This window comes from Citrobacter sp. RHBSTW-00599 (assembly GCF_013784065.1).
Taxonomy (GTDB): domain Bacteria; phylum Pseudomonadota; class Gammaproteobacteria; order Enterobacterales; family Enterobacteriaceae; genus Citrobacter; species Citrobacter braakii.
Map to the genome: position 1 here is coordinate 2068302 of NZ_CP056717.1, position 23233 is coordinate 2091534.

Genomic DNA, 23233 nt, shown 5'->3' on the forward strand with positions numbered 1-23233 from the left:
CGCAGGGTTGATTACGCAAAACCCTTCTTTGTCGTCTAAGGTGTAAAGGTTTCTCTTGATACAGGAGGCAGGTATGGTCTTTTCTGTCAGTGAGGAAGTCACCTCCAAAGAGGGTGGCCCACGCATGATCGTTACCGGGTATGCCAGCGGAATGGTGGAGTGTCGCTGGTACGACGGCTTTGGCGTCAAACGGGAAGCATTCCGTGAAGATGAACTGGTGCCGGGCGAGCGAAGAAAGCTCTGCCAGGATGCCTGAACACCTGGGGGGCGCGTAACCGGGTGATCTTTCAATCATTAGTTATATTTATCATTTTAGTGAGAATTATTTACTTGTCAGGCAAAAAAATTGCAGATAAGGTTTGTTTCACATCAGATTTCCTGGTGTAACGAATTTTCAAGTGCTTCTTGCATAAGCAAGCTTGATCCCGACCCGATAAGGGCCGGGATTTTTTTCGCCCTCAGTCAGCGATTGATCTCCGACACGCTAAAATCATGGATATCAAGCTCGAACGCGTCGGCCAGTTCATGCCACGTGTGGTAATCACGTCCGTCGACGCTGACGCGTTCCGGGTTATCCTGACTGCGATGAATTTCACTCTCGCAGATTTCGTTGATTGCCTTCAGTAGCGCGTCCACATCGACGCTGACTTCACGTTTGGCCGTATCGCTGTACTCTTTCGCGGTTTTCATCCTCATACCTCTCAACCGTTAAGGATACCGGGGGAGCGCATCCAAACATCAGATACGCACAACTTAAGTATAGACCGTCGATAAAACCCGCAATCGCGCGAGGCGGGCGCTGCCAGAAAAAGGAAATTGTTCTACACTGGCACAAAGCCACAGGAGGAAAACTATGAAGGTGAATGATCGGGTCACAGTCAAAACGGACGGCGGTCCTCGTCGACCGGGCGTGGTACTGGCTATCGAAGAGTTTAGTGAAGGCACCATGTACCTGGTTTCGCTGGAAGACTACCCGCTCGGTATCTGGTTCTTTAATGAAACAGGTCATCAGGATGGTATCTTCGTGGAAAAAGTAGAATAAGGTGAGTTTTGCTGCATGATCCTGACTGGTGGATTCGCCACCAGTCAGAACGTGTTAGCGCGTATTCACAAAGATACCATTGGTAACGTTATCGGTGAGTCTCACAACGTGATAGATAACTTGCTTATTATGCGTCTTTATCTTTCGTTTTATATTCCCCTTATGGGATGACACGGTCTTGGCCTTGATATTCATTTGGTCGGATATCTGTATTGTTCCCTGACCCTCCATCCACATGCGTAGCATGCTGGACTCGGTACGGCTCAATGATAATGTCGGTAGATTCACATCAATGACAAAATCTACTTCTTTTTTCAGAATATCGCCAAGGAGTTCATCCAGTGAATCTGGTTTAATCGACTTAGAACTAATCAGTAAATTTTTTCTGACTAATAGATACTCATCAAAATGCACGTTGGCAATTGCCATAAACACAATAAATAATGTGCCGGGATGCTGATTAATGATTTGCTTTATTTGCTGGCTATTAGCAGGATCGTGGATAAAGCAGTCCTCATTAATAAACACCACAGCGGGCTGTTGAGAGACACAGGCGAGACTGAGCTCCTCAACGTTGGAAATGTTGTTGATTTCCCTTTTCTTCACCCCCCGACTTACCAGATATCCGGTCAACCCTAGCCGGGTGTAACTGCACAAATCCATAATAATCGTTGACATGGCATACCCTCACTCAATGCGTAACGATAATTCCCCTTACCTGATTATTTTCATCACAACTAAACGGAATAATAACGACCCAAGATGACGCTTTCGCTGTTTTTCAGGCGAAATTACTATCCCGTAAAGTTGCGTATAATTTGCCAGGAAACATCTTAAAGTAAAGTAAATGTTGCGTTATGTGAGTGAGTCAATAATAAATAAACCGCGACAGAGATATCCTGGTGGATGTTGTCGCTTTTTAAATTTAGGACAATCCTTAGTAAAACAGGATAAAAATTAAGGGTTATTATTTTCCGGGCATTTCGCTGACAATATCAGCCAACAAATTAAAAATTTCGCTGAATAATCGCTCGCAGAATGGCGCAATTAATGGCATCAGGGCCGCCATTAATGAAATACCCACGGCGAGGGTGAGTGGAAAACCGATGACGAAAATCGACAGCTGAGGAGCCATGCGATTCAACAGACCGAGTGCGAGGTTTAGGGTGAGTAGCAGCGTCATTATCGGCAGGGCCAACATTAGCCCGTTGAGGAAAATCAGGCTACCCGCCCGCGCCAGCGCGAGAAACGCATTGCTGTTCACCGGATTGCCGCCGATTGGCAAGGTATGAAATGTATCCACCAACAGCGAAATAAGCCACAAATGGCCGTTAAAAGTCAGGAATAACAGCATGGCGAGCATGTCGATCAGTCTCGCCAGTACCGGCATATTCAGACGGCTGCCGGGATCAAAGAAGGTTGCGAAGGAGAGACCCATTTGCAGACCAATCAATTCCCCGGCGGTACGTACTGCCGCGAACGCAAACTGCATAGTGAAGCCCAGAGCGATGCCGATCAGGATTTGTTGCATTGCCTGCCATAGCGCCACGATAGAAAAGATAGGGACGTCTACCGGGGGAATCGACGGAGCGATAACGACGGTTATCATTAACCCCAGCCCCAGTTTTACTCGTTTGGGGATCGCGCGCTCGCTGAGAATTGGAGCCGTTGAGATGAGCGCCAGGATGCGCAGCAAAGGCCAGAAGTAAAGATTCAGCCAGTGGAGCCACTCAACGCTGGTCACCTGCAGCATAATGTCATCTACCCGATGATGTAGGGGATATTGCTGAACAGCGTACGTACGTAGTCGAGCAGCAGGTTAAGCATCCACGGGCCGGCAACAATGATGGCAATAAAAACCGCGACAATTTTGGGAATGAAGGACAGCGTCATTTCGTTTATCTGGGTCGCCGCCTGCAAAATACTGATGATAAGACCTGTGACGAGGGCGACCAACAGCAAAGGCGCGGCAAGGGCCAGGGCGACTTTCATCGCCTCTGTGCCCATCATCATGACCGATTCAGGTGTCATTTCGCGCCTCTAACTGTAAAAGCTTTGAGCTAGCGAGCCGACAAGCAACTGCCAACCGTCTACCAACACAAACAGCATCAGCTTGAATGGTAGCGCGATCGTGGCCGGGGGGACCATCATCATCCCGAGCGCCATCAGCACGCTGGCGATGACCAGGTCGATAATCAGAAACGGAATAAAAATGGTAAAGCCTATCTGGAATGCCGTCTTCAGCTCGCTGGTGACATAGGCTGGAAGCAAAATCCGCATCGGTACGGCTTCTGGTCCCTGTAGGGGACCGCTGTTTGCTAAGCGCGCGAAGAGTGCCAGATCGGCTTCACGGGTCTGGCGCAACATAAACTCGCGCAGCGGCTGTGCGCCTTTCTCCATGGCTTCCTGCATAGAGATTTTCTCTTCGCTGAACGGCTGATATGCGTCAACGTAGATTTTGTCGATTACCGGCGACATGATGAAAAAGGTCAAAAATAGCGCCAGGCCCAGTAGCACCTGGTTCGGGGGGGCCGAAGGGGTTCCCAGCGCATTTCGTAACAGACCGAAAACGATGATGATGCGGGTGAAGCTGGTCATCATCAATAAAATGGCGGGCAGGAACGTCAGCGAGGTGATAAACACCAGCGTTTGCACGGGTAAAGACCAGCTTTGTCCGCCGCCAGGCAGCGGCTGGCTAACCAGACCCGGGAGCTGGGCGAGGGCTACTGGGCTGAAAAGCCATAAGCCTGCCAGCGTGATGGATAACAAACGGCGCATCAGGATCTCCCGGGACGCTTAAGCAAACTCTTCATCATGGCCTGGAAATCCGCGGGGGAGGCCGGTTTTTCTTCTGCATCAGCAGGCGCCGGGGGCAGGGTGTGCAACACGTTAATTTGCGAGGCCGTGACGCCCAGTACCAGGCGCGCATCTTCAACCTCAACAATCACCACGCGCTCACGTGGACCCAGTGAGGTACTTGCCGCAACTTTCAGTCCGCGCGTACCGGCGCTTTTGGGGGCAAACCCCATACGCTTAATCACCCAGGCTGCAGCCAGGATCAATACGATGATCCCAAGCAGCGCGCCGCTTACCTGAACCAGCGGTGAGCCGGGTACGGCGGCTGGCTGAGAAACTGTAGCCTGGGTATTCATGATTAACGGCTCAGACGGCGCATGCGTTCAGATGGGGTAATAATGTCGGTGATACGTACGCCGTATTTGTCTGCGACAACCACCACTTCACCCTGGGCAATCAGGTAACCGTTGATCAGGATATCCAGCGGCTCGCCCGCCAGACCATCCAACGCGACGACCGAACCCTGCGTCAGACGCAGCAGCTCTTTGATGGTCATGCGGGTTCGGCCCAATTCGACGGTCAGTTTGACCGGAATGTCCATGATCAGGTCGATGTCCTGCAAGGCACCGCTGACGTCGCCGCCACCTAACTGCTGGAATACCGCATCGGCCGCACTTTTGGTGGGGGTGGTTTTTTGCTCGTTTAACGCGTCAGCCCACAGATCGTCCAATGCACCAGTGTTCTCATCGGACGGATTATTCATATCACTCATTTGGGCTGTTCCTCATTCAGCGAATTCAAAATCGGGTTTATCAGATGTTCTACGCGTAACGCATACTGACCGTTCACCGTGCCATACTGGCTGGTCAGTACAGGCACGCCGTCCACATGAGCAATAATGCGGTCGGGTTTTTCAATCGGCAGTACATCGCCGGGTTTCAGTTTTAAAATCTGGGATAGCCGCAGCGGAATGTCAGCAAAGTTTGCCACCAGCTCCAGCTCAGAATGCTGAACCTGACGCACCAGATTATTGCGCCAGTTCTGATCTTCATTACGCGAGTTTTCCAGCGGCGGGTTCACCAGCAGCTCACGCAACGGTTCAATCATGCTGAATGGCAGACAGATGTTAAATTCACCGGTCAGGTTGCCAATTTCAACGTGGAATGGGGTATTGACCACGATGTCGTTAGGAGACGTGGTGATATTGGTAAATTTCACCTGCATCTCGGAACGAACGTATTCCACTTCCAGCGGATTGATGGCCTTCCACGCGTCGCTGTAACTTTCCAGCGCCAGCTTCAGCATGCGGTTGATAACGCGCTGTTCGGTATGGGTAAATTCGCGGCCTTCCACTTTCGTCGGGAAGCGACCATCACCGCCGAACAGGTTATCGACGGCGATAAATACCAGACTCGGTGAGAACACCACCAGACCCGTACCGCGCAGCGGCTTCAGGTGGATTAAGTTCAGGTTGGTCGGAACCGGTAAGTTGCGCGCAAACTCGTGGTATGGCTGGATACGGATCGCACCCACGGTAATATCCGGGCTACGGCGCAACAGGTTAAATAACCCCATACGGAACTGGCGCGCGAAGCGTTCGTTAATGATCTCCAGCGCCTGTAAACGCTCACGTACCACGCGGCGCTGGGTGTTGGGATCGTAAGGACGAATATCGCTTTCTTTTGCGATACCGGAAATGGGTTCGTCTTTAGTTTCGCTATCGCCATTAAGCAATGCGTCGATTTCAGCCTGAGAAAGAATACTGTCGCCCATGTCTTTACCGCAGAATAAAAGCTGTATAAAGAACGTCGGTGACAACCTGTTTGGGTTGCCCAACAACGAGCGGAGTCGCGAGCGTCTCTTTGATGGCGGCAATGAGCTGTTGCTTACCTTCTTCGGTGGCGAGCGTAGCCGCGTTCTGACGAGAGAACAGCAGCAGCAAGCGGCTGCGCACTTCCGGCAGATATTCGTTAAGACGTGAACGCGTTGCCTCGTCTTTCATGCGCAGCGTGATACCGATATACAGTACACGGTCCGCATCACCCAGATTGACGGTAAAGGTATCCAGCGCAAAGAATACCGGGGCTGGCGGTGGAGCCGGTTCCGCTTTGACGCTGGCGGACGGCTGCTGCTGCATGCGCCAGTAGCTATAACCCGCAGTTGCGCAGGCGGCGAGGGTAATCAATACCAGCAGAGGGATCCAAATAGCGCGTTTACTTTTTTTGTTAATCGCGGAGTCAGTCATCAGATACGGGCTTCCTGTTTCGGTACAGCTTATGGGCTGATTATCCCGTGTCCTGTCCACGACAAAGCGTGGAAAAGACGCGGATAATCATGCTACCTCTGGCGTTAGGCGAAGATGTCTACTGCTCCATCACCGCGTGCTGCAGCTTGCAGTGAGGCTGGCGCTGCCAGTACGGCGTCATCTTCAGCGGCAAAAATGTCTTGTCCCTGAGCGCGACCCGCCTGCTGTTGCTGCCCGGAAGACTGCTGATTACCGGCAAAGCTTTCACTGCTGATACTGCTTTGTCCAAGCTGGATCCCGCTTTCAGCCAACTGCGTACGCAGCATCGGTAACGCAGCTTCCAGCGCAGCGCGCACGTGACTGTGTGGCGATACCATTTGCAACTGCGCGAGGTTGTCATCCAGCTTGAGGGAAATGTGCACCTGGCCCAGATCCTGTGGATGCAGACGCAGTTCTGCGCTTTGCTGGCCCTGGCGAGTAAACAGAGTGACGTGCTGGCTCAGTGATTGCTGCCATTCCTGGCTACCCAATGGCGCGCTTAGCACAGGTGCGGCGGTCGGTAACGGCTGAGCGTGGGACTGTGGGCCACTTAACGGCGCTGTCGTCATGCCAATGCTGGTCGGCGAAGGGGCGCTTTCAATTTCCGCTCTGGTCGTCGCCGCTGCCGTCAACGGGGTTAATGTCGGATTGTTTGTCTGATCTACGCTGCTGGCAGGCGTTGCAATATCCGCTTTGCCTTTTTTGGCATCACCTGGCAGCAATTCGCCAGCATTATCGGCGATAGCGCTGTGTACCGAGCCTCGTGACAACGCCGAAAGCGTCGCATCAACGGGGGCTGGCGCGCTGTCGACGGCCGGCGTGGTCTGCGGTTGTCCTGGCAGCATGGCGAACAACGCGCTCAGGTTGGCGAGATCCTCATCGCTCAGTGCGGTGTTTTTTTCATCCTGCTGAGCGACTTTGCCCAGTGTCGTCAGGGCATTAACTTTCAGTGAGGGCGTGAGGGCAGACAAAAGTTGCTGAGCGTCTGTCATGTCGACAAGAGAAGCATCAGTGTGCATCTCTTTTTGCGCCAGTAGTTCGGTCAACTTGAGCGACGGTGCTGAATCGCCATTTTTTTGCAGTAACCCTTTTTGCAGTTTGCTACCGGCCGCCTGTAAGTCGGCAAACGACAGCGGGGCGTCTTTACCCTGCGCGTTGTCCGCACCTAATGCACCCGCCAGCAGCGCTAAAAAATCCTCGGGTGAATCAACCGCTTTGCCTGACTGAAGACCTGCGGCTACGTTGGTGTCGGTGGTAATCAGTTGGGGTAAAGTAATCATTCGGGTTTCCTCATAGCTGCACGCTGAGCAAATTCATCCATTTTTTTCTGATCCAGGCGGTTTTCGGCCAGTAACGCCGCCGAGGTTTGTCTGTCCTGCAGAGTCTGCCACGCCTGTAAACGTTGTTTTTTGTCGCGCCAACTGTTCAATGCCTGGTCTACTTTCTGCGTCCACTGATTGAGCTGTTGGCGGTGTTGCTCAATCGCTTTTTCCAGCGTCTGAATAAATTGTTGGTAATTGATCCAGCGATTACTGGTAATCCCCTGACCCATGTCACTGTTCAGATTGTTGCGATACTCATGCTGATAATCGATCAGCATTTTCAACTGCTCTTCCGCCTGCTGACAGCCACGACGCATCTCTCCCAATAAGACAGCGGCGTCATCTACCTCTTTTTCAGCCAGGTCTTTCAGTGTGGCTAATGCACCATGTTGTGCCATGACCTATGCTCTCCTGCTTACTCACACACCAGGGAAAATCAGTTCTAACGCGTGCAGAGAATCTTCCCAGTCCGCCCGTTCAAAAATGCCTTGCTGTAAGAATGCTTCCAGTTGTGGCCATAGGGCGATGGCTTTATCCAGCATGGGATCGCTGCCTTTGGCATACGCCCCCACGCTGACCAGATCGCGGTTGCGCTGGAAGCTGGATAGCAGCTGTTTAAAGTTTCGTACCCGCGCATAGTGTTGTTCACTAATAAGCGCGGTCATGGCGCGGCTGATCGAGGCTTCAATATCGATGGCCGGATAGTGACCCGCTTCGGCCAGATGACGGGACAGCACAATGTGGCCGTCCAGAATCGCGCGCGCGGAATCCGCAATGGGGTCCTGCTGGTCGTCACCTTCGGTCAGTACCGTGTAAAACGCGGTAACGGAACCGCCGCCGTGAATACCGTTCCCGGCACGTTCGACCAGTGCCGGTAATTTGGCGAATACTGAGGGGGGATAACCTTTCGTTGCCGGCGGCTCTCCGATCGCCAGGGCGATTTCACGTTGCGCCATCGCATAGCGGGTGAGGGAATCCATAATCAGCAATACGTGCTGTCCACGATCGCGAAAATCTTCGGCGATACGCGTGGCATAGGCCGCGCCTTGCATACGTAACAGCGGCGAGACATCTGCGGGAGCGGCAATCACCACCGAGCGTGCACGACCGTCGGTACCGAGAATATTTTCAATAAAATCTTTAACTTCGCGACCACGTTCGCCAATCAGACCCACGACGATAACATCGGCCTGGGTATAGCGCGCCATCATGCCGAGCAGAACGCTTTTACCGACACCGGAGCCCGCGAAAAGTCCCATACGCTGACCGCGACCGACGGTTAACAACGCGTTGATGGGACGTACGCCGGTATCCAGGACGTGTTCAATCGCGGTGCGTTGTAGCGGGTTAAACGGCGGCGTAATCAGCGCCCCGGTTTCGGTGGTATCCGGGGCGGGCAGACCGTCGAGCGGTTTTCCGCTACCGTCAAGCACACGACCCAGCAATGCAGGGCCAAGCGGTAATTGCTTCCCGCTTTGCAGACCTTCACCGGCAATGTTCTTCGCGTAAACGCGCGCGCCGGGCAGAACACCTTCAACCTCTTCGAGGGGCATCAGAAACAGACGCTGACCGTTAAAGCCCACGACTTCACTTTCGACCTCCTGGGTTTCGTTGCCGTCCTGGCGTTCAATAACGCAGGTGGCGCCCAGCGGCAACTGTAATCCCGTGGCCTCCAGCACCAGCCCGGTGGCGCGGGTCAGGCGACCGTAACGGCGCACCGCAGGCAGTAGCGACATTTTCTCTTCGAAGCTGTCCAGCGTGTTGAGCCAGCGAGTCAGGCGAGTGGTCATTACACGACTCCCGGCGCTGCCAGACGGCAGAGTTCTTGCCAGCGCGTGGCAACGCTGGCATCCAGATCGCCTTCATCGGCAGAGACTTTACAGCCGCCGTGATGCAGCGTCGGATCGCCGCGCAGCCGCCAGCCGTGCAGGCTGAGGGTCGCACCGAGCATCTCATCTACACGCTGGAGATCGTCCGGATGTACGCGTAGCTGCGGTTTACCGCTAAACAGCGGTTCTTGCTGCAACAGCTGTTGGATTTGTTTAATCAGCGCAGCGTTATCCACAATAGGCGTCTGACCTATAACCTGACGCGCAGCTTCCAGCGCCATTTGCATCAGACGCGAGGCAATGACGCTGTCCAGCGCGTCCAGCGTATTCTGAAACTCGCTCACCAGTTGCTGCATGCGGGCGTGGATCGGCGCATGCTGAGCGCGCGCCTGGTTCTGGCCTTGCTCCAGCCCCTGACTCAGGCCTTCCTGATAACCTTGTTCGTGGCCTTTTTGTCGACCTTCCGCCAGACCCGCGTTATAACCTTGCTCATGGGCCTGCAGTTGCAGCTGTGCGAGCTGCTGTTCAAGCTGTTGCTCTGCGGAAAGCTCTGGTTCTGCTGTTTCTTCTGACAGCGGGTTTTCGCTGTGCTCAGCCAGTACGAACTCCGCCATCGGTGGGGCGAGGTCGTCCGGGGTCCAGACTTTCCACGGCAGTTCGTTAGACATAGGTATCCTCGCCGCTGCCTATCACCATCTCGCCGGTTTCCGCCAGACGACGCACAATAAGCAGAATGGCTTTCTGTTCGTTTTCCACCTGCGACAAACGCACCGGACCGCGGTTGGCGAGGTCGTCGCGCAGAATATCGGCAGCACGTTGCGACATGTTGCGCAGGAACTTCTCGCGCAGCGGCTGTTCGGCACCTTTCAGGGCAATCAGCAACGATTCGGAATCCACTTCCTGCAGCAGGCGCTGGATACTGCGATCGTCGACATCCACCAGGTTCTCGAACAGGAACATCTCGTCGATAATTTTCTGCGCCAGCTCGCCGTCGAATTCGCGTACGGCGGTAATAACCGCTTCTTCCTGCTGGGTTTTCATCAGGTTGATAATTTCTGCCGCCGTTCTCACGCCGCCCATTTTGCTGCGCTTGAGGTTCTGGCCATCGAGTAGGCCGTTGAGTACCTCGGTCAGTTCTGCCAGCGCGGCAGGCTGTACGCCGCCAAAGGTGGCGATACGCAGCATCACGTCGTGACGTAAACGCTCGTCGAACAGCGCCAGTATATCGGCAGCCTGGCCCCGCTTGAGGTGCACCAGAATGGTGGCGATAATCTGCGGATGCTCGTCGCGGATAAGGTCGGCGGCGCTTTGCGGCTCCATAAAGTTAAGCGTTTCAATGCCGCTGGTGGTATCGCGGGTTTCCAGAATATCTTCCAGCAGACTGGAGGCACGTTCCTCGCCCAGCGCTTTCACCAGCACGGAGCGCAGATATTCGTTGGCGTTGATATTCAGCGCGGCAAACTGTTCGGCTTCTTGTTCAAATTCGGCCAGCACTTCCGTCAACTGCTTGTTGGAAATCTGGCGAACGTTGGCCATCGCCGTACTGAGCGCCTGAACTTCGCGCGTGGAAAGGTGCTTAAACACCTCCGCCGCGCGATCTTCGCCAATGGTCATCAGCAGGATGACGCTTTTATCGGTACCGGTAAGATTACTCATGATCGTTACTCATCCACTGGCGAATGACCAGCGCCACGACGCGCGGATCGTTATCTGACATTTCACGAATACGCTGACTCATGACTTCTGCTCCCAGACGCTGATTAGTACGACGCTGCTGGGTTTGTTCGTCTTTGCTGAGGCGAACTTCTACCGCTTCTTCGGTTTCCTGACGGACACGCGTTTGTTCTTGTACGGCTTTCGCTTCTTCACTGCGACGGACCAACTGCGGACGAACGGCTTTCCGCCATAGGATCCACGCCACCAACAGAACCAGCAACCAACGACCTGCGGACATTAACTGGTCAATAAAGAACGGCTGTTTCCAGAACGGTAGCTCGCCCATGGAATCGTCGGTCGCCGTGAAGGGAGAGTTCACCACGTTCAGGGTATCGCCACGTTTGTCGGAGAATCCCATCGCTTCGCGGGTCAGATCCTCAATCTGTTTCATCTGCTCGGCGGTTAACGGCAACGGTTTGCCGTCTGGTAACGTTTTGTAGTTGACCACGACAGCCACCGAGAGACGCTGCACATCGCCAACGTTCATTTTGGTATGGCGAATGGTGCGGTCAACTTCATAGTTGCTGGTTTCATTGCGCTGAGTATTGCGCGGGCCGGCATTATTACTGTTATTCGCCGTCTGTGCGTTTTGCGTATTTTGCGCGTTTTGCTGATTAGCGGGTGGGTTGGCGATTGGCGCAGTATTTGCCGGAGCGGGCTGATTTGACAACGCGCCCGGGACGCCGCCTGGTGCTCCGCTACCGACCTGCTCACTGACGTTCAACTGACGAGAACGCAGCACGGCCTGGGACTCATCACCGTTTGGACGGTACTGTTCTTCGGTTTGCTCTTTGTTGGCAAAATCCAGCTGCGCGGTAACCTGCGCATGTACGTTACCGTTGCCGACAATCGGCGACAGAATCGATTCGATACGACGCTGAACGCGGCCTTCGACGTCGCTGGCGTATTTCAGCTGCGCATCGTTAAGATCGCGGCTACTGGTATTCGACTGGGTTAACAGATGCCCCGCCTGGTCGACCAGCGTAACGTTGCCCGGCGGCAAGCCTGCAACAGCGCTGGAAACCAGATGCGTGACCGCACTGATCTGACCTTCATCCAGCGCGCGACCCGGCTCCAGGTTGACGGTGACGGAGGCTGAAGGCGCTTTTTGCTCACGCACAAACAGCGACGGTTTCGGCATAGCCAGATGCACGCGGGCGCGTTTTACCGGTCCCAACGTTTCAATCGTACGGGCTAATTCACCTTCCAGCGCGCGCTGGTAGTTGACCTGCTCGCTAAACTGGCTGATACCAAACTTTTCCTGATCCAGCAGTTCAAAACCCACCGCGCCGCCTTTGGGCAGACCTTGCTGCGCCAGACGTAAACGCAGTTCGTGGACTTTATCGGCAGGAACTTCAATGGCGCCGCTTCCCTCAGTAAAACGGTAGGGAACGTTCATCTGCGTCAGTTGGGTGACGATCGCGCCACCATCCTGATCGGAAAGATTGCTGAACAGCGTGCGGTAGTCAGGCGCTTTGGCCCACAGGACCATCGCCACGATGATCGCGACGGCAGCGGCTCCCGCCACAATCAGAGGAATTCTGGGATTCGCGCGCAGGCGGTTTAACCACTCGAGAGGTTTAAGCTGGGTTGCAGTCGATGCTGTCGCACTCATCTCGCACCTCGTGGCTTATCGTGGACGGCGTTTTTTGCAAAGTGGAACAAGACTCACTCCCGGGTCAGCAAACTCGAAAAATTGACGGTCTCATTATTTGCGGTTTCGAATTTTTCTATGCGTTAAAAACCGTGGTTTTTTATCGTTATTTAACGCCTTTATCTTATTGACTAACTGGTAATCTCAACTACGTAAAAAATTATCCAGGGGATCAGAATGTCGGCAATACAGGGGATTGAAGGGGTCATCAGCCAGCTACAGACCACGGCGATGTCAGCAAAAATGCAGGATATGCAGCCACAACCGACCGTGAGTTTTGCCGGTCAACTGCATGCGGCGTTAGACAGGATCAGCGATGTACAAACCGCGTCCCGTGTGCAGGCTGAGAAATTTACCCTCGGTGAACCGGGTATTGCGCTGAACGATGTGATGACCGATATGCAAAAAGCGTCGGTATCGATGCAGATGGGGATCCAGGTGCGCAACAAACTGGTGTCGGCGTATCAGGAAGTGATGTCGATGCAGGTGTAGCAAGCCGAACATTCTCCCGCTGCGTCGGACAACGGGAGAATCGCATTACTTCTGAATTAAATAACGAATCGTTGGACCATCCTGCTGAATATCCAGCACCGTGTAGCCGTGATTACGCGCATCCAGTGGAATATTGTTGATTGACTGCGGGCAATCGCTCACCACTTCCAGAATCTCACCTTTCTTCAATTGCGGCATCGCTTCCAGTGTGGCGACAGCCGGGTACGGACACGGCTCGCCGACCATATCGAGGCGATAATCAGGCACGATATTTTTCATACAGACTCCTTGGCAGGCGTCAGCCCAGCGCGACGGAAGAAGCGTTTTTCCCAGCCGATGATGAGCATCAGCGCGGTAAATAACAGCAGATAGGTTACCAGCAGGCCACCGAGCGGGCCGAAGGTGTTGAGCAGATTCACTTTGTCCCAACTGGTGGCAAGCGCGGGAGCAAAATCATCCCAGTAGTAGGCCAGAATGGTCGAGCCAATAACGTTGCCCAGACCCACCCACCAGTAATGCACCTGGCCTTCAACGGCGCGGTACATCCAGCCCGTTTCACACCCGCCCGCCAGAACAATGCCGAAGCCGAACAGCAAGCCGCCGATCACCGCATTCGGACCTGCCCACATGATTTTAGGCTCGACGCCCAGTTGCACGTAGCTAAAGATACCAATGGCGCTGACCGCCATCCCGAAGATGATCGCTTTCGCCATATGGGTGCGACCGGAAATCCACAGATCGCGGAAGGCGGAGGTGAAGCAGATTTGCGCCCGTTCAATCAGCAGCCCGAACCCAACGCCGAACAGCATGGCCAAACCAAGTTTGGGTTTATCCATTGCAGTGAGTAGCGCCCAGCCGATCATGGCGATAAACACCAGCATGCCGAGGCGGAAACGGCGACGGGCCTGATCTGGCTTTTGTGTTAACGGAGAAGCAGCGGAGACTTTCTGCATTTTAACCGGAATACGAAACATCGGCAGCAGGGTAAAGCGTGCGCCAAACCATGAGCCAATAGCCGTTGCCAGGGCGAAAAACCAGGCGTGTAGCGAGAACTGTGGAATACCGGTGAAGAATGCGGCCAGGTTACAGCCCATTGCCAGCCGGGCACCGAATCCGGCAATCATCCCGCCGACGATCGCCTGCATAATGCGCACCCGACTGCGCGGCATGCGTAATTTGACGTTGTTTGCCCACAATGCGGCAGCAAAACAGCCCCCGAACATACCGAGGATCATCATGCCGTCAATGCGGGTCAGGGGTGAGCCTTCGAGATGGATCAGCTTGTAGTATCCCCATTCTTCGGCGTGAACGCCAAACAGTTGCAGGATTTGACCACCCCAGCGAGTGAATTCGCCGGTAACGGCCCAGAAGGTTCCCGTAATGCCGAAATAATAAGTAGAGAGAATACCCGCTGCGATGACCGCAGGGGCGGGGGCCCAAAATTTAATTAACCAGGCCTGTTTGAAGTGTTGCCATGACATGCGTTGTGCCTCTGAACTCAGAAGGTATGTAACAAGAAGTGTGGATACTACACCGATCAGAATTTTTGACTATGAGTAATAAGAGGTAACACCGTCTGGATCAATCTTTCTCAACCCTGCCGAAAGGCTGGCGACATCAGGCCTTTAATGCCACAATCCCATTTTCTTCGCATGCAGGATGAATGATGAAAAAATTAGCAATTGTTGCTGTATTTCTGGCGCTTACCGGATGCGCCGAAGTAGAAAATTATAACGACGTGGTGAAAACGCCAGCGCCAGCCGGTCTGGAAGGATACTGGCAGTCAAAAGGTCCGCAACGCAGTCTGGTGAGCCCGGAAGCGATTGCCAGCCTGGTGGTAACAAAAGAGGGCGACACGCTGGATTGTCGCCAGTGGCAGCGAGTGATCGCGCTGCCGGGGAAACTGACGATGATCTCTGGCGATCTCACCAACGTGACGGTGAAACGCGAGCTGTATGAGATTGAGCGTGAAGGCAATACGCTGGAATATGACGGTATGACGCTGCAGCGGGTCGACCGCCCGACGCAGGAATGTGCTGACGCGTTAAAGAAAACGCCGCTGGCCACGCCACTGCCATAAGCTATACGCCCCGGTAGCCAACGGCCACCGGGGTTGAGCTTTACAACACGTCTTCAATCACCCACACGCTGACGCTACCGCCGTTACAATAAAACGTCGCTTCACCGTTCTCATCGGTGACCACGCTTTCTTCGCGATTTCCCAGATAGTCACGCCAGGTTTTATTCCCGTAATTCGCACCGAGATTGATGGTCTTTTCCCCGTCATCGCCGTTAGAAAGAACCACCACACAGCCGGGATCCTCGTCCGTTCCGCTGCGGCTAAAAGCGATACAGTTAGGATGATCGAAAAAGAGCGTCTGTACCCCGTGCGCGAAGCGCTGGCGCGCGAGGATCAGTTCATCAAGCTGTTCAATGATCGGCATGTCGATAGGATAGGTTTCACCATCGCCGCCGGTGTCTTCGTAATGCGCTCCGTAGAGGTCAGGATAAAACACCGACGGTACGCCGTTTTCGCGCAACAGGATCAGCGCATAGGCCAGCGGCTTAAACCACGGCTCGACAGGGGCTTCGAGCGCCTGTAAAGGCTGAGTGTCGTGGTTGGCCACCAGCGTGACGGCATGAAATGGATCGGCCTCCACTAACGTGTCGGTGAAAATCTGGCTCATGTCGTAATCGCGTCCCTGACGAGAGGCTTCGTGGAATTTCATCTGCAAAGGGGCGTCGAATAACATGGTTTTCCCCTCCACCTGATTAATGTAGGTTTGCAGCTTGTCGACTTCATGCGACCAGTATTCCGCGACGATAAACAGCGGCTTGGGGGCGACTTCCTGCACATGCTCAATCCACTCTTTATAAAACCATGCCGGAATATGTTTCACGGCATCTAAACGAAAGCCGTCACACTGGGTTTGCTCCATCACCCAACGCGCCCAGTATTTGATCTCTTCGGTGACCGCGTGATTGCGAAAATCGATGTTTTCGCCCATCAGATAATCAAAATTACCCAACTCATCATCAACCTGATCGTTCCAGCCTTCGCCGGTGTAGTCGTTCACGATTTTAAAAATGCCGTCTTCGGTTGGGTTTTCGATATGGTCAATACCGCTGAAGCATTTAAAGTCCCAAATGAATTGCGAGTGCTGGCCCGCGCGGGCAGGGAAGGTGTAGCGCGTCCAGCCTTCGCATTCGACGATCTCATCGTCTATTTGCGTGCGGTCCTCGGCGTTAACCCGCTGGACACGAATATGCTCTTTTTCATCTGCACCCATCTTGTGGTTAACCACCACGTCGAGCAGTACGGCAATATCATTGTGTTTTAGCGCGTCTATCGCCGTCAGCAGCTGGTTTTTATCGCCATATTTGGTAGCGATGGTTCCCTTTTGGTCGAATTCGCCCAGATCAAACAGATCGTAGGAGTCGTAGCCAACGGAATAGCCGCCGGATGCGCCTTTATAAGCGGGAGGTAACCACACCATATTGATGCCGATGTCATTGAGTCCACCTGCGCGTTCGGCAAGTTCGGGCCAGAGTTGACCGCCCTCGGGGTAATACCAGTGAAAATACTGCAATAACGTGGGATTTTTCATCTTCCGTGCTCCAGAAGTCGTTTGGCCGACCTCTGGAGTATGGAAGATTATTCAGACGAGACGGGAAATTATTGTGGGGCAGTGGGGGCGTCGGGAACTAACAGCATGCCGGAAAGACGGCCATAAGCGTTATTTAGCGTCTTTTGGCGCGTCGACTGACCGATGAGATTGCTGAGTTCATCCAGACGCTGCTGTAACAATGTTTTGAGCAGTTGTTCGTTATCCAGCGTCTGTTTAATGTACCCGGCCACTAAATCCTGAATACTTCGCGTAATGCCTGGTGGAGTTTGCTCTTCCATGACCACTTCAATACTTTGCAGATAGGTAACTTCCTGTTCCAGTAAAAGGTCCCATTCACCGCGCTGCGCCAGTTCCAGCAGTGAGTGACTGAGCAGCGCGATGCGCTGCCAACGGTTGATAAACTCCACGGCTGAGGTCATTAACGAGACTCCTGGGAAGATGCTTTCGGTGAGATCTGTTTCCAGGCATCTGCAATGTTGCCGAGTAACCCTTCGACTTCTTCAATGGCCTGACAATCATTACGCAAGTTAGCTTGCAGTAAACGGCGAATCATATAGTCGTACAGTGAAGACAGATTGGTGGCGATTTCGCCGCCATTCTCTTGATCAAGTCCTGCCTTCAGGCCATTGTCGATAATATTAATGGCTTTACTTAACGCTTCACCTTTGGCGACGATATCACCCTGTTGCATAAACAGGCGAGCGCGCACCAGGGCGCTGTTCGCGCCATCAAACAACATTTCAATCAGCTGATGTGGACTGGCGCTCATCACGCCACTCTCTATGCCGACCTGTGCATAGGCTTTGGTACCGCTCGCGGTATACATACTTACCTCGTGTTATCAGGAATTGCTCATCGCCGTAAATTGCTGGCCCAGATAGGTACTGGTGCTATTGAGCTTGCTCATCATGGTGTCCAGCTGTGTAAACTGCGCTTTATAGCGAGCAACGGTATCGTCGATGCTGTTGCTGACGGCCAGATACTGTTTGGTCAGTTTTTTCAGCGTGGCGTTAATATTGTCCTGGGCAACGTCAATAATGCCGTCATCGGCCAGGTAACCTTTTACTTCTGTTGCAATTTTGGTGGTAATACCGGTTTCTTTACCATCACCAACCAGTAATTGACGAGTCGCAGCGGTGTTATCTTTCAGCGCTTTTTCCAACTTGGTGTCGTCAATTTTCAGCTTGCCTGAGGTACCGTCGGTGGTAATACCGATTTCACCCAACGTTTTGAATGCACCATCGCTGGCACCATTGGAAAACTGGGCGCGAATGCCTATCTGGATGGTGCGTACCGCGCTGTCGCCGATCAGCGCACCGTTATTTTTATCTTGTGCTTCGGCTCCCGGATCAACTTCAGTGTATTTGGTCAGCGTTGAAAACGTATCCAGCAGCGAGTTATAGGCATCCACCCAACCTTTGATTGCTTCGGTTGCTTTATCATTGCTCTTGGTGACGGTGATTCGCGCGTCGGTGACTTCTTTAGTCAGATTCAGCGTTACGCCCTGCGGGGCATCGGTAATGGTGTTGCTTGGGCGTTCAATATCAATACCATTAACTTTCAATAACGCATTTTTTGCTTCCACCAGCTGTTTCATATTTCCGCTGCCGGCGGTGCTGTCGTAGGCCAGTAAATCATTGAGCTTACTGTCGCCGCTGACGGAAATGGTCATCTTATTATCAACACCGCTTTCGGCGGTCAATACCAGCTGATAATCATTTTCTTTAACTTTAACGATACTGGCGGAAATACCGCTGTCGGCGTCGTTAATGGCATCACGGATCCCTTCTAGCGATGTTTGGTCTTTGCTGAGTTTTATTTCCAGCGGTTTTTCACGGCCTTTTTGCTCAATTTTAATAGTGCGGCTTTCGGAGGAGGTATCACCTAACGCTTCCTTCGTTGAGCTGATTCCACTTTTAGTACTTAATGATTGAGCCTGCGCCAGTTGCGTAACACTAACGGTATAGATCCCGGGGGCTGCGCCGGCAGAGGTCGATACCTTAAGGTCTTCTGTACTGCTGGTTACGGTGGTGCTTTTAAACAGATCGGCACTGTTTAGCGCTGTGTTTGCCGTCTGGAATTTTTCCAGCGCGCTTTTTAGCGTGCCGTAGGCGGTTAATCTTGCCGTATTCGTACTCTGCTGTTGGGTAATTGGGTTTAAGCGTTTTTTTTCAGCAGTAGTCAGGTTTGTCAGCAATGTATCCAGTGGTAAGTTTGAGCCGACGCCCAATGAAGTAAATGAAGGCATGCCTAATTCCTTGTGATTGCAAACAGTAGTTAAGCGGGTTATCGGCAATCTGCGCGCAAAGTTTAATGATAGTTTTGTAAAAATAATGCGCAGAATAATGGCATATAAAGAGGGTATTTCAGGGGCTAAGAAAAAAGAGAGCGAAAAGTAAAAATTTTCTAAAGTTCGAAATTAAGGTGCCGATACATGGGTTACGGTGAGAAACCGTGGGCAACAGCCCAATAACATCAAGTTGTAATTGATAAGGAAAAGATCATGGCACAAGTCATCAATACAAACAGCCTGTCGCTGTTGACCCAAAACAACCTGAACAAATCTCAGTCTACTCTGAGCTCCGCTATCGAGCGTCTGTCCTCTGGTCTGCGTATCAACAGCGCGAAAGATGATGCGGCTGGTCAGGCGATCGCAAACCGCTTCACCTCTAATATTAAAGGTCTGACTCAGGCTTCCCGTAACGCCAACGACGGTATCTCCATCGCGCAGACCACTGAAGGCGCGCTGAACGAAATCAACAACAACCTGCAGCGTGTACGTGAACTGTCCGTTCAGGCATCTAACGGCACCAACTCAGATAGCGATCTGAGCTCCATTCAGGCTGAAATCACTCAGCGTCTGAGCGAAATCGACCGCGTATCTGGCCAGACTCAGTTCAACGGCGTGAAAGTACTGGCGGGTGACAACACCCTGAAAATCCAGGTTGGTGCTAACGATAACGAAACCATCTCCATTAACCTGAAAGAAATCACCAGCAGCACGTTGGGCCTGAATACTTTCAGCGTAACTGGCGATAAAGCAGCTACCGCTGACCAGTTGGTTAAAGATTTCGGCGCAACGGGTACCATGAACTATAAACTGGCTGCTGATAGCTATTCTGTTGATGTAAAATCGGGTGCTGTTAAAATTGATGTTGGTACCACTGGTACATTTGCTGCGGCTTTCGTTGGTGCAGCAGATGGTAAATTAACCGCTAGTTCTGCAAACGTACAAGTTACCTCAGGAGCAGGGGCAACTGCTGACGCAGCTGCAACTGCTGCTGCTGCGGTAACCACAGGTGGTGCTAACGCTAAATTTACCTTTAAAGGTGCCGAATGGACTGCTGCTGCAACAAACACAGCAAATGCTGACGGTAACGGTAAATTCACCACAACTATTGATGGCACCACCATTACCATGGACATCTCAGGTGCGACAACCGGTACCGGTGGTACCATGACTCTTTCTGGTGGCAGCATTTATGAGCAGGGTGCCGCAGGTAGTAACAAACTGACTACCCATGCAACCAACGTTGCAGCAAAAGAGTCTGATCTGGTTGCAGCTAAAGCATCTAAAACGGGTGGAGCTTTATCTATTGGTGCTACCAATTACGCAGTTGATGCTAACGGTGTTGTTACCAACGGCGGTGAAACAACTTTCGTTAAAAATGCAGGTACTGCAAATGCTTCTCTGGTTAAACAAAGCCAGGCAAGCGAAGCAACGCGCAACCAGTTGAAACTGATTGATACCGCGCTGGCTCAGGTTGATACCTTACGTGGTGACCTCGGTGCGGTGCAGAACCGTTTCGACTCTACCATCACCAACCTGGGTAACACCGTTAACAACCTGACTTCTGCTCGTAGCCGTATCGAAGATGCTGACTACGCGACCGAAGTGTCTAACATGTCCAAAGCACAGATCCTGCAGCAAGCAGGTACCTCTGTACTGGCACAGGCCAACCAGGTTCCGCAGAACGTTCTGTCTCTGCTGCGTTAATTTACACTTATCGCGCAAACCCCGCTCCGGCGGGGTTTTTTACATCTAGCTTTACCCGTAACCCCCAAATAACCCCTCATTTCACCCACTATTCACCCGATTAAAACCCCTGCAGAAACGGATAATCATGCCGATAACTCATTTAACGCAGGGCTGTTTATCGTGAATTCACTGTATACCGCTGAAGGTGTAATGGATAAACACTCGCTGTGGCAGCGTTATGTACCGTTGGTGCGTCACGAAGCATTGCGCCTTCAGGTGCGTTTGCCGGCGAGCGTAGAACTGGATGACCTGCTACAAGCGGGCGGCATCGGGTTATTGAATGCAGTCGACCGATATGACGCTTTGCAAGGAACGGCATTTACCACTTACGCAGTGCAGCGTATTCGTGGAGCGATGCTGGACGAACTACGTAGCCGGGATTGGGTGCCGCGTAGCGTTCGGCGCAATGCTCGCGAAGTGGCACAGGCGATGGGGCAACTGGAGCAGGAATTAGGGCGTAACGCGACGGAAACCGAAGTGGCGGAGCGTCTGGCTATTCCTGTGCAAGAGTATCGTCAGATGTTGCTTGATACCAATAATAGCCAACTCTTCTCCTACGACGAGTGGCGGGAAGAGCATGGCGATAGTATTGAGCTGGTGACGGAAGAACATCAGCAGGAAAACCCGTTACAACAGCTTCTTGAGGGTAACCTCCGCCAGCGCGTGATGGACGCGATCGAAGCGTTGCCGGAACGCGAAAAGCTGGTGTTAACGCTGTACTACCAGGAAGAGCTGAATCTGAAAGAGATTGGCGCGGTACTGGAAGTGGGGGAGTCACGGGTTAGCCAGTTGCACAGTCAGGCCATCAAACGTCTACGCACCAAGCTGGGTAAGCTATAGGGGTACATCATTACCCCTGAACAATGCCGCATTACGAATTGACTACCAGGAGTTCTCATGACGGTGCAGCAATCAAAAAGACGGCCTCTAAGCCGCTACCTCAAAGATTTCAAACACAGCCAGACGCATTGCGCCCATTGCTTTAAGTTGCTCGACAGGATCACGCTGGTTCGCCGCGGGCAAATTGTGAATAAAATCGCCATCGCCCGACTGGACACGTTGCTGAATGAAGCAGAGTGGGAACAGGAGAAAAAAGAGTGGGTGGCACTGTGTCGCTTTTGTGGTGATTTGCACTGCAAAGAGCAGAGCGACTTTTTTGACATTATCGGCTTCAAGCAATTTTTATTCGAGCAGACCGAAATGAGTCACGGCACGGTACGCGAATACGTTGTGCGCCTGCGTCGCCTCGGGAATCATCTGACCGAACAAAATATCTCTCACGATCTGCTGCAGGAAGGGTTTCTCGACGAAAACCTTGCCCCGTGGCTACCGGAAACCAGCACCAACAATTACCGCATCGCGTTGCGTAAGTATGAGCAGTTTAAAGCCCATACGCATATGGGACATATGCAGAAATCCTCCTGGACAGCCAGTTCTGATATATATTAAAAACGAATAAGGTGTAACAGAGTCGTGTTTGTGGATCACGGCAAACGCTTTACACTGTAGTCATAAATGATAGTCAATAATGACAATATTCGGGGTAACTATGAAATTAGCACTTCTGGGACGTCAGGCTCTGATGGGTGTAATGGCTGTTGCACTTGTCGCCGGAATGAGCGTGAAGACTTATGCAGATGAAGGTCTGTTAAATAAAGTTAAAGAGCGCGGCACGCTGCTGGTGGGCCTGGAAGGGACCTATCCCCCGTTTAGTTTTCAGGGCGATGACGGCAAGCTGACCGGTTTCGAAGTGGAGTTTGCCGAGGAACTGGCCAAGCATCTCGGAGTGAAAGCCACGCTGAAGCCGACCAAATGGGACGGTATGCTGGCTTCTCTTGATTCCAAACGCATTGACGTGGTCATCAACCAGGTGACTATCTCTGATGATCGTAAGAAAAAATACGATTTCTCTACCCCGTATACGGTCTCTGGTATCCAGGCGCTGGTGAAGAAAGGCAATGAAGGCGTTATTAAGACTGCTGCCGATCTGAAAGGTAAAAAAGTCGGCGTGGGTCTGGGAACCAACTATGAAGAGTGGTTGCGCCAGAACGTGCAGGGCGTGGATATTCGTACCTATGATGATGACCCGACCAAATATCAGGATCTGCGCGTAGGTCGTATCGACGCCATCCTGGTTGACCGTCTGGCCGCGCTGGATCTGGTGAAAAAAACCAAGGATACGCTGGCCGTTACCGGTGAAGCATTCTCCCGCCAGGAGTCCGGCGTGGCGCTGCGTAAAGGCAATGAAGATCTGCTGAAAGCGGTGGATGCAGCCATTGCTGAAATGCAGAAAGACGGTTCGCTGAAAGCCCTGTCTGAAAAATGGTTTGGAGCAGATGTGACGAAATAATCGTCATCTGATGAAAAAAGGCGCCTTTAACAGCGCCTTTTTTTATTTCATTGCGCCTGAACGTGCATAATAAAAGAACA

At 52.6% G+C, this 23233-nt stretch carries 29 protein-coding genes; 8 read left to right on the plus strand and 21 right to left on the minus strand.

Annotated elements, in window-relative coordinates:
• Positions 1–73: 73 nt before the first annotated feature.
• Complete coding sequence (locus tag HV243_RS09910) at positions 74–256, plus strand: DUF2158 domain-containing protein (protein ID WP_016153498.1); 183 nt, start codon at positions 74–76, stop codon at positions 254–256.
• Positions 257–462: 206 nt separating this feature from the next.
• On the opposite strand, the gene yodD is transcribed toward HV243_RS09910, so the two are convergent.
• Complete coding sequence (gene yodD, locus HV243_RS09915; protein WP_053389324.1) at positions 463–690, minus strand: YodD family peroxide/acid resistance protein; 228 nt, start codon at positions 688–690, stop codon at positions 463–465.
• A gap of 163 nt (positions 691–853) precedes the next feature.
• On the opposite strand from yodD, the gene dsrB reads away from it, so the two are divergent.
• Positions 854–1042: a protein DsrB gene (dsrB, locus tag HV243_RS09920; protein ID WP_016156846.1), complete on the plus strand. Its 189-nt coding sequence runs from the start codon at positions 854–856 to the stop codon at positions 1040–1042.
• Positions 1043–1096: 54 nt separating this feature from the next.
• On the opposite strand, the gene rcsA is transcribed toward dsrB, so the two are convergent.
• From rcsA to fliF, 14 genes are all read right to left on the minus strand, one after another.
• Positions 1097–1720: a transcriptional regulator RcsA gene (gene rcsA / locus HV243_RS09925; protein ID WP_016153497.1), complete on the minus strand. Its 624-nt coding sequence runs from the start codon at positions 1718–1720 to the stop codon at positions 1097–1099.
• A 289-nt stretch (positions 1721–2009) separates the two neighbouring features.
• Positions 2010–2795 (minus strand): flagellar biosynthetic protein FliR, encoded by a 786-nt coding sequence (fliR, locus tag HV243_RS09930; protein ID WP_016153496.1) that lies wholly within the window; start codon positions 2793–2795, stop codon positions 2010–2012.
• Positions 2796–2803: 8 nt separating this feature from the next.
• Positions 2804–3073 carry a flagellar biosynthesis protein FliQ gene (gene fliQ, locus HV243_RS09935; protein ID WP_003030425.1) on the minus strand — a complete coding sequence of 90 codons (270 nt, stop codon included), beginning with the start codon at positions 3071–3073 and terminating at the stop codon, positions 2804–2806.
• A gap of 9 nt (positions 3074–3082) precedes the next feature.
• Positions 3083–3820, minus strand: coding sequence for a flagellar type III secretion system pore protein FliP (gene fliP, locus HV243_RS09940; RefSeq protein WP_006684053.1), 738 nt, complete (start codon positions 3818–3820; stop codon positions 3083–3085).
• Positions 3820–4197 (minus strand): flagellar biosynthetic protein FliO, encoded by a 378-nt coding sequence (gene fliO, locus HV243_RS09945; protein WP_029139581.1) that lies wholly within the window; start codon positions 4195–4197, stop codon positions 3820–3822. The genes fliP and fliO overlap by 1 nt, the downstream gene beginning before the upstream one ends.
• Positions 4197–4610, minus strand: a complete 414-nt coding sequence (fliN, locus tag HV243_RS09950; protein WP_003030433.1) for a flagellar motor switch protein FliN — start codon at positions 4608–4610, stop codon at positions 4197–4199. Before fliN ends, fliO begins: the two co-directional genes overlap by 1 nt.
• On the minus strand, positions 4607–5611 hold the full coding sequence (gene fliM / locus HV243_RS09955; protein WP_003030434.1) for a flagellar motor switch protein FliM: 1005 nt from the start codon (positions 5609–5611) through the stop codon (positions 4607–4609). The genes fliN and fliM overlap by 4 nt, the downstream gene beginning before the upstream one ends.
• Before the next feature lie 4 nt (positions 5612–5615).
• The gene (fliL, locus tag HV243_RS09960) at positions 5616–6083 is read right to left on the minus strand and encodes a flagellar basal body-associated protein FliL (RefSeq protein WP_016153493.1); all 468 of its coding nucleotides are present in this window, start codon (positions 6081–6083) and stop codon (positions 5616–5618) included.
• Positions 6084–6187: 104 nt separating this feature from the next.
• On the minus strand, positions 6188–7402 hold the full coding sequence (fliK, locus tag HV243_RS09965) for a flagellar hook length control protein FliK (protein WP_053389325.1): 1215 nt from the start codon (positions 7400–7402) through the stop codon (positions 6188–6190).
• On the minus strand, positions 7399–7842 hold the full coding sequence (gene fliJ / locus HV243_RS09970; protein ID WP_016153491.1) for a flagellar export protein FliJ: 444 nt from the start codon (positions 7840–7842) through the stop codon (positions 7399–7401). Before fliJ ends, fliK begins: the two co-directional genes overlap by 4 nt.
• Positions 7843–7863: 21 nt before the next feature.
• Positions 7864–9234 (minus strand): flagellar protein export ATPase FliI, encoded by a 1371-nt coding sequence (gene fliI / locus HV243_RS09975; RefSeq protein WP_016153490.1) that lies wholly within the window; start codon positions 9232–9234, stop codon positions 7864–7866.
• Positions 9234–9941 carry a flagellar assembly protein FliH gene (gene fliH, locus HV243_RS09980; protein WP_053389326.1) on the minus strand — a complete coding sequence of 236 codons (708 nt, stop codon included), beginning with the start codon at positions 9939–9941 and terminating at the stop codon, positions 9234–9236. Before fliH ends, fliI begins: the two co-directional genes overlap by 1 nt.
• On the minus strand, positions 9934–10929 hold the full coding sequence (gene fliG / locus HV243_RS09985) for a flagellar motor switch protein FliG (protein ID WP_016153488.1): 996 nt from the start codon (positions 10927–10929) through the stop codon (positions 9934–9936). Before fliG ends, fliH begins: the two co-directional genes overlap by 8 nt.
• On the minus strand, positions 10922–12604 hold the full coding sequence (fliF, locus tag HV243_RS09990; RefSeq protein WP_047357996.1) for a flagellar basal-body MS-ring/collar protein FliF: 1683 nt from the start codon (positions 12602–12604) through the stop codon (positions 10922–10924). Before fliF ends, fliG begins: the two co-directional genes overlap by 8 nt.
• A 216-nt stretch (positions 12605–12820) precedes the next feature.
• Here fliF and fliE point away from each other — a divergent pair, with 216 nt between their 5' ends.
• Positions 12821–13135 carry a flagellar hook-basal body complex protein FliE gene (fliE, locus tag HV243_RS09995; RefSeq protein WP_016153486.1) on the plus strand — a complete coding sequence of 105 codons (315 nt, stop codon included), beginning with the start codon at positions 12821–12823 and terminating at the stop codon, positions 13133–13135.
• A gap of 45 nt (positions 13136–13180) precedes the next feature.
• Here the strand turns inward: fliE and yedF are convergent, their stop codons facing one another.
• A complete protein-coding gene (yedF, locus tag HV243_RS10000) occupies positions 13181–13414 on the minus strand; it encodes a sulfurtransferase-like selenium metabolism protein YedF (protein WP_000790504.1) in 234 nt (77 codons plus the stop codon).
• Positions 13411–14616: a selenium metabolism membrane protein YedE/FdhT gene (gene yedE, locus HV243_RS10005; protein ID WP_047416083.1), complete on the minus strand. Its 1206-nt coding sequence runs from the start codon at positions 14614–14616 to the stop codon at positions 13411–13413. Before yedE ends, yedF begins: the two co-directional genes overlap by 4 nt.
• 185 nt (positions 14617–14801) lie before the next feature.
• Between yedE and yedD the strand changes: the two genes are divergently transcribed.
• The gene (gene yedD, locus HV243_RS10010; RefSeq protein ID WP_016153484.1) at positions 14802–15215 is read left to right on the plus strand and encodes a lipoprotein YedD; all 414 of its coding nucleotides are present in this window, start codon (positions 14802–14804) and stop codon (positions 15213–15215) included.
• 40 nt (positions 15216–15255) lie between these two features.
• Here the strand turns inward: yedD and amyA are convergent, their stop codons facing one another.
• From amyA to fliD, 4 genes are all read right to left on the minus strand, one after another.
• Complete coding sequence (gene amyA / locus HV243_RS10015) at positions 15256–16743, minus strand: alpha-amylase (protein ID WP_053389327.1); 1488 nt, start codon at positions 16741–16743, stop codon at positions 15256–15258.
• Between the two features lie 68 nt (positions 16744–16811).
• A complete protein-coding gene (fliT, locus tag HV243_RS10020) occupies positions 16812–17183 on the minus strand; it encodes a flagella biosynthesis regulatory protein FliT (RefSeq protein WP_003030458.1) in 372 nt (123 codons plus the stop codon).
• Positions 17183–17590, minus strand: coding sequence for a flagellar export chaperone FliS (gene fliS / locus HV243_RS10025; RefSeq protein ID WP_053389328.1), 408 nt, complete (start codon positions 17588–17590; stop codon positions 17183–17185). Before fliS ends, fliT begins: the two co-directional genes overlap by 1 nt.
• 15 nt (positions 17591–17605) lie before the next feature.
• The gene (fliD, locus tag HV243_RS10030) at positions 17606–19012 is read right to left on the minus strand and encodes a flagellar filament capping protein FliD (protein ID WP_053389329.1); all 1407 of its coding nucleotides are present in this window, start codon (positions 19010–19012) and stop codon (positions 17606–17608) included.
• Between the two features lie 255 nt (positions 19013–19267).
• Here fliD and HV243_RS10035 point away from each other — a divergent pair, with 255 nt between their 5' ends.
• The 4 genes from HV243_RS10035 (at position 19268) to tcyJ (ending at position 23153) form a co-directional block, all read left to right on the plus strand.
• The gene (locus HV243_RS10035; RefSeq protein ID WP_053389330.1) at positions 19268–20761 is read left to right on the plus strand and encodes a flagellin; all 1494 of its coding nucleotides are present in this window, start codon (positions 19268–19270) and stop codon (positions 20759–20761) included.
• 162 nt (positions 20762–20923) lie between these two features.
• Complete coding sequence (gene fliA, locus HV243_RS10040; RefSeq protein WP_016153479.1) at positions 20924–21643, plus strand: RNA polymerase sigma factor FliA; 720 nt, start codon at positions 20924–20926, stop codon at positions 21641–21643.
• Between the two features lie 57 nt (positions 21644–21700).
• Positions 21701–22252 carry a flagella biosynthesis regulatory protein FliZ gene (gene fliZ / locus HV243_RS10045; protein WP_016153478.1) on the plus strand — a complete coding sequence of 184 codons (552 nt, stop codon included), beginning with the start codon at positions 21701–21703 and terminating at the stop codon, positions 22250–22252.
• Positions 22253–22352: 100 nt separating this feature from the next.
• A complete protein-coding gene (tcyJ, locus tag HV243_RS10050; protein WP_016156835.1) occupies positions 22353–23153 on the plus strand; it encodes a cystine ABC transporter substrate-binding protein in 801 nt (266 codons plus the stop codon).
• Positions 23154–23233: the final 80 nt, after the last annotated feature.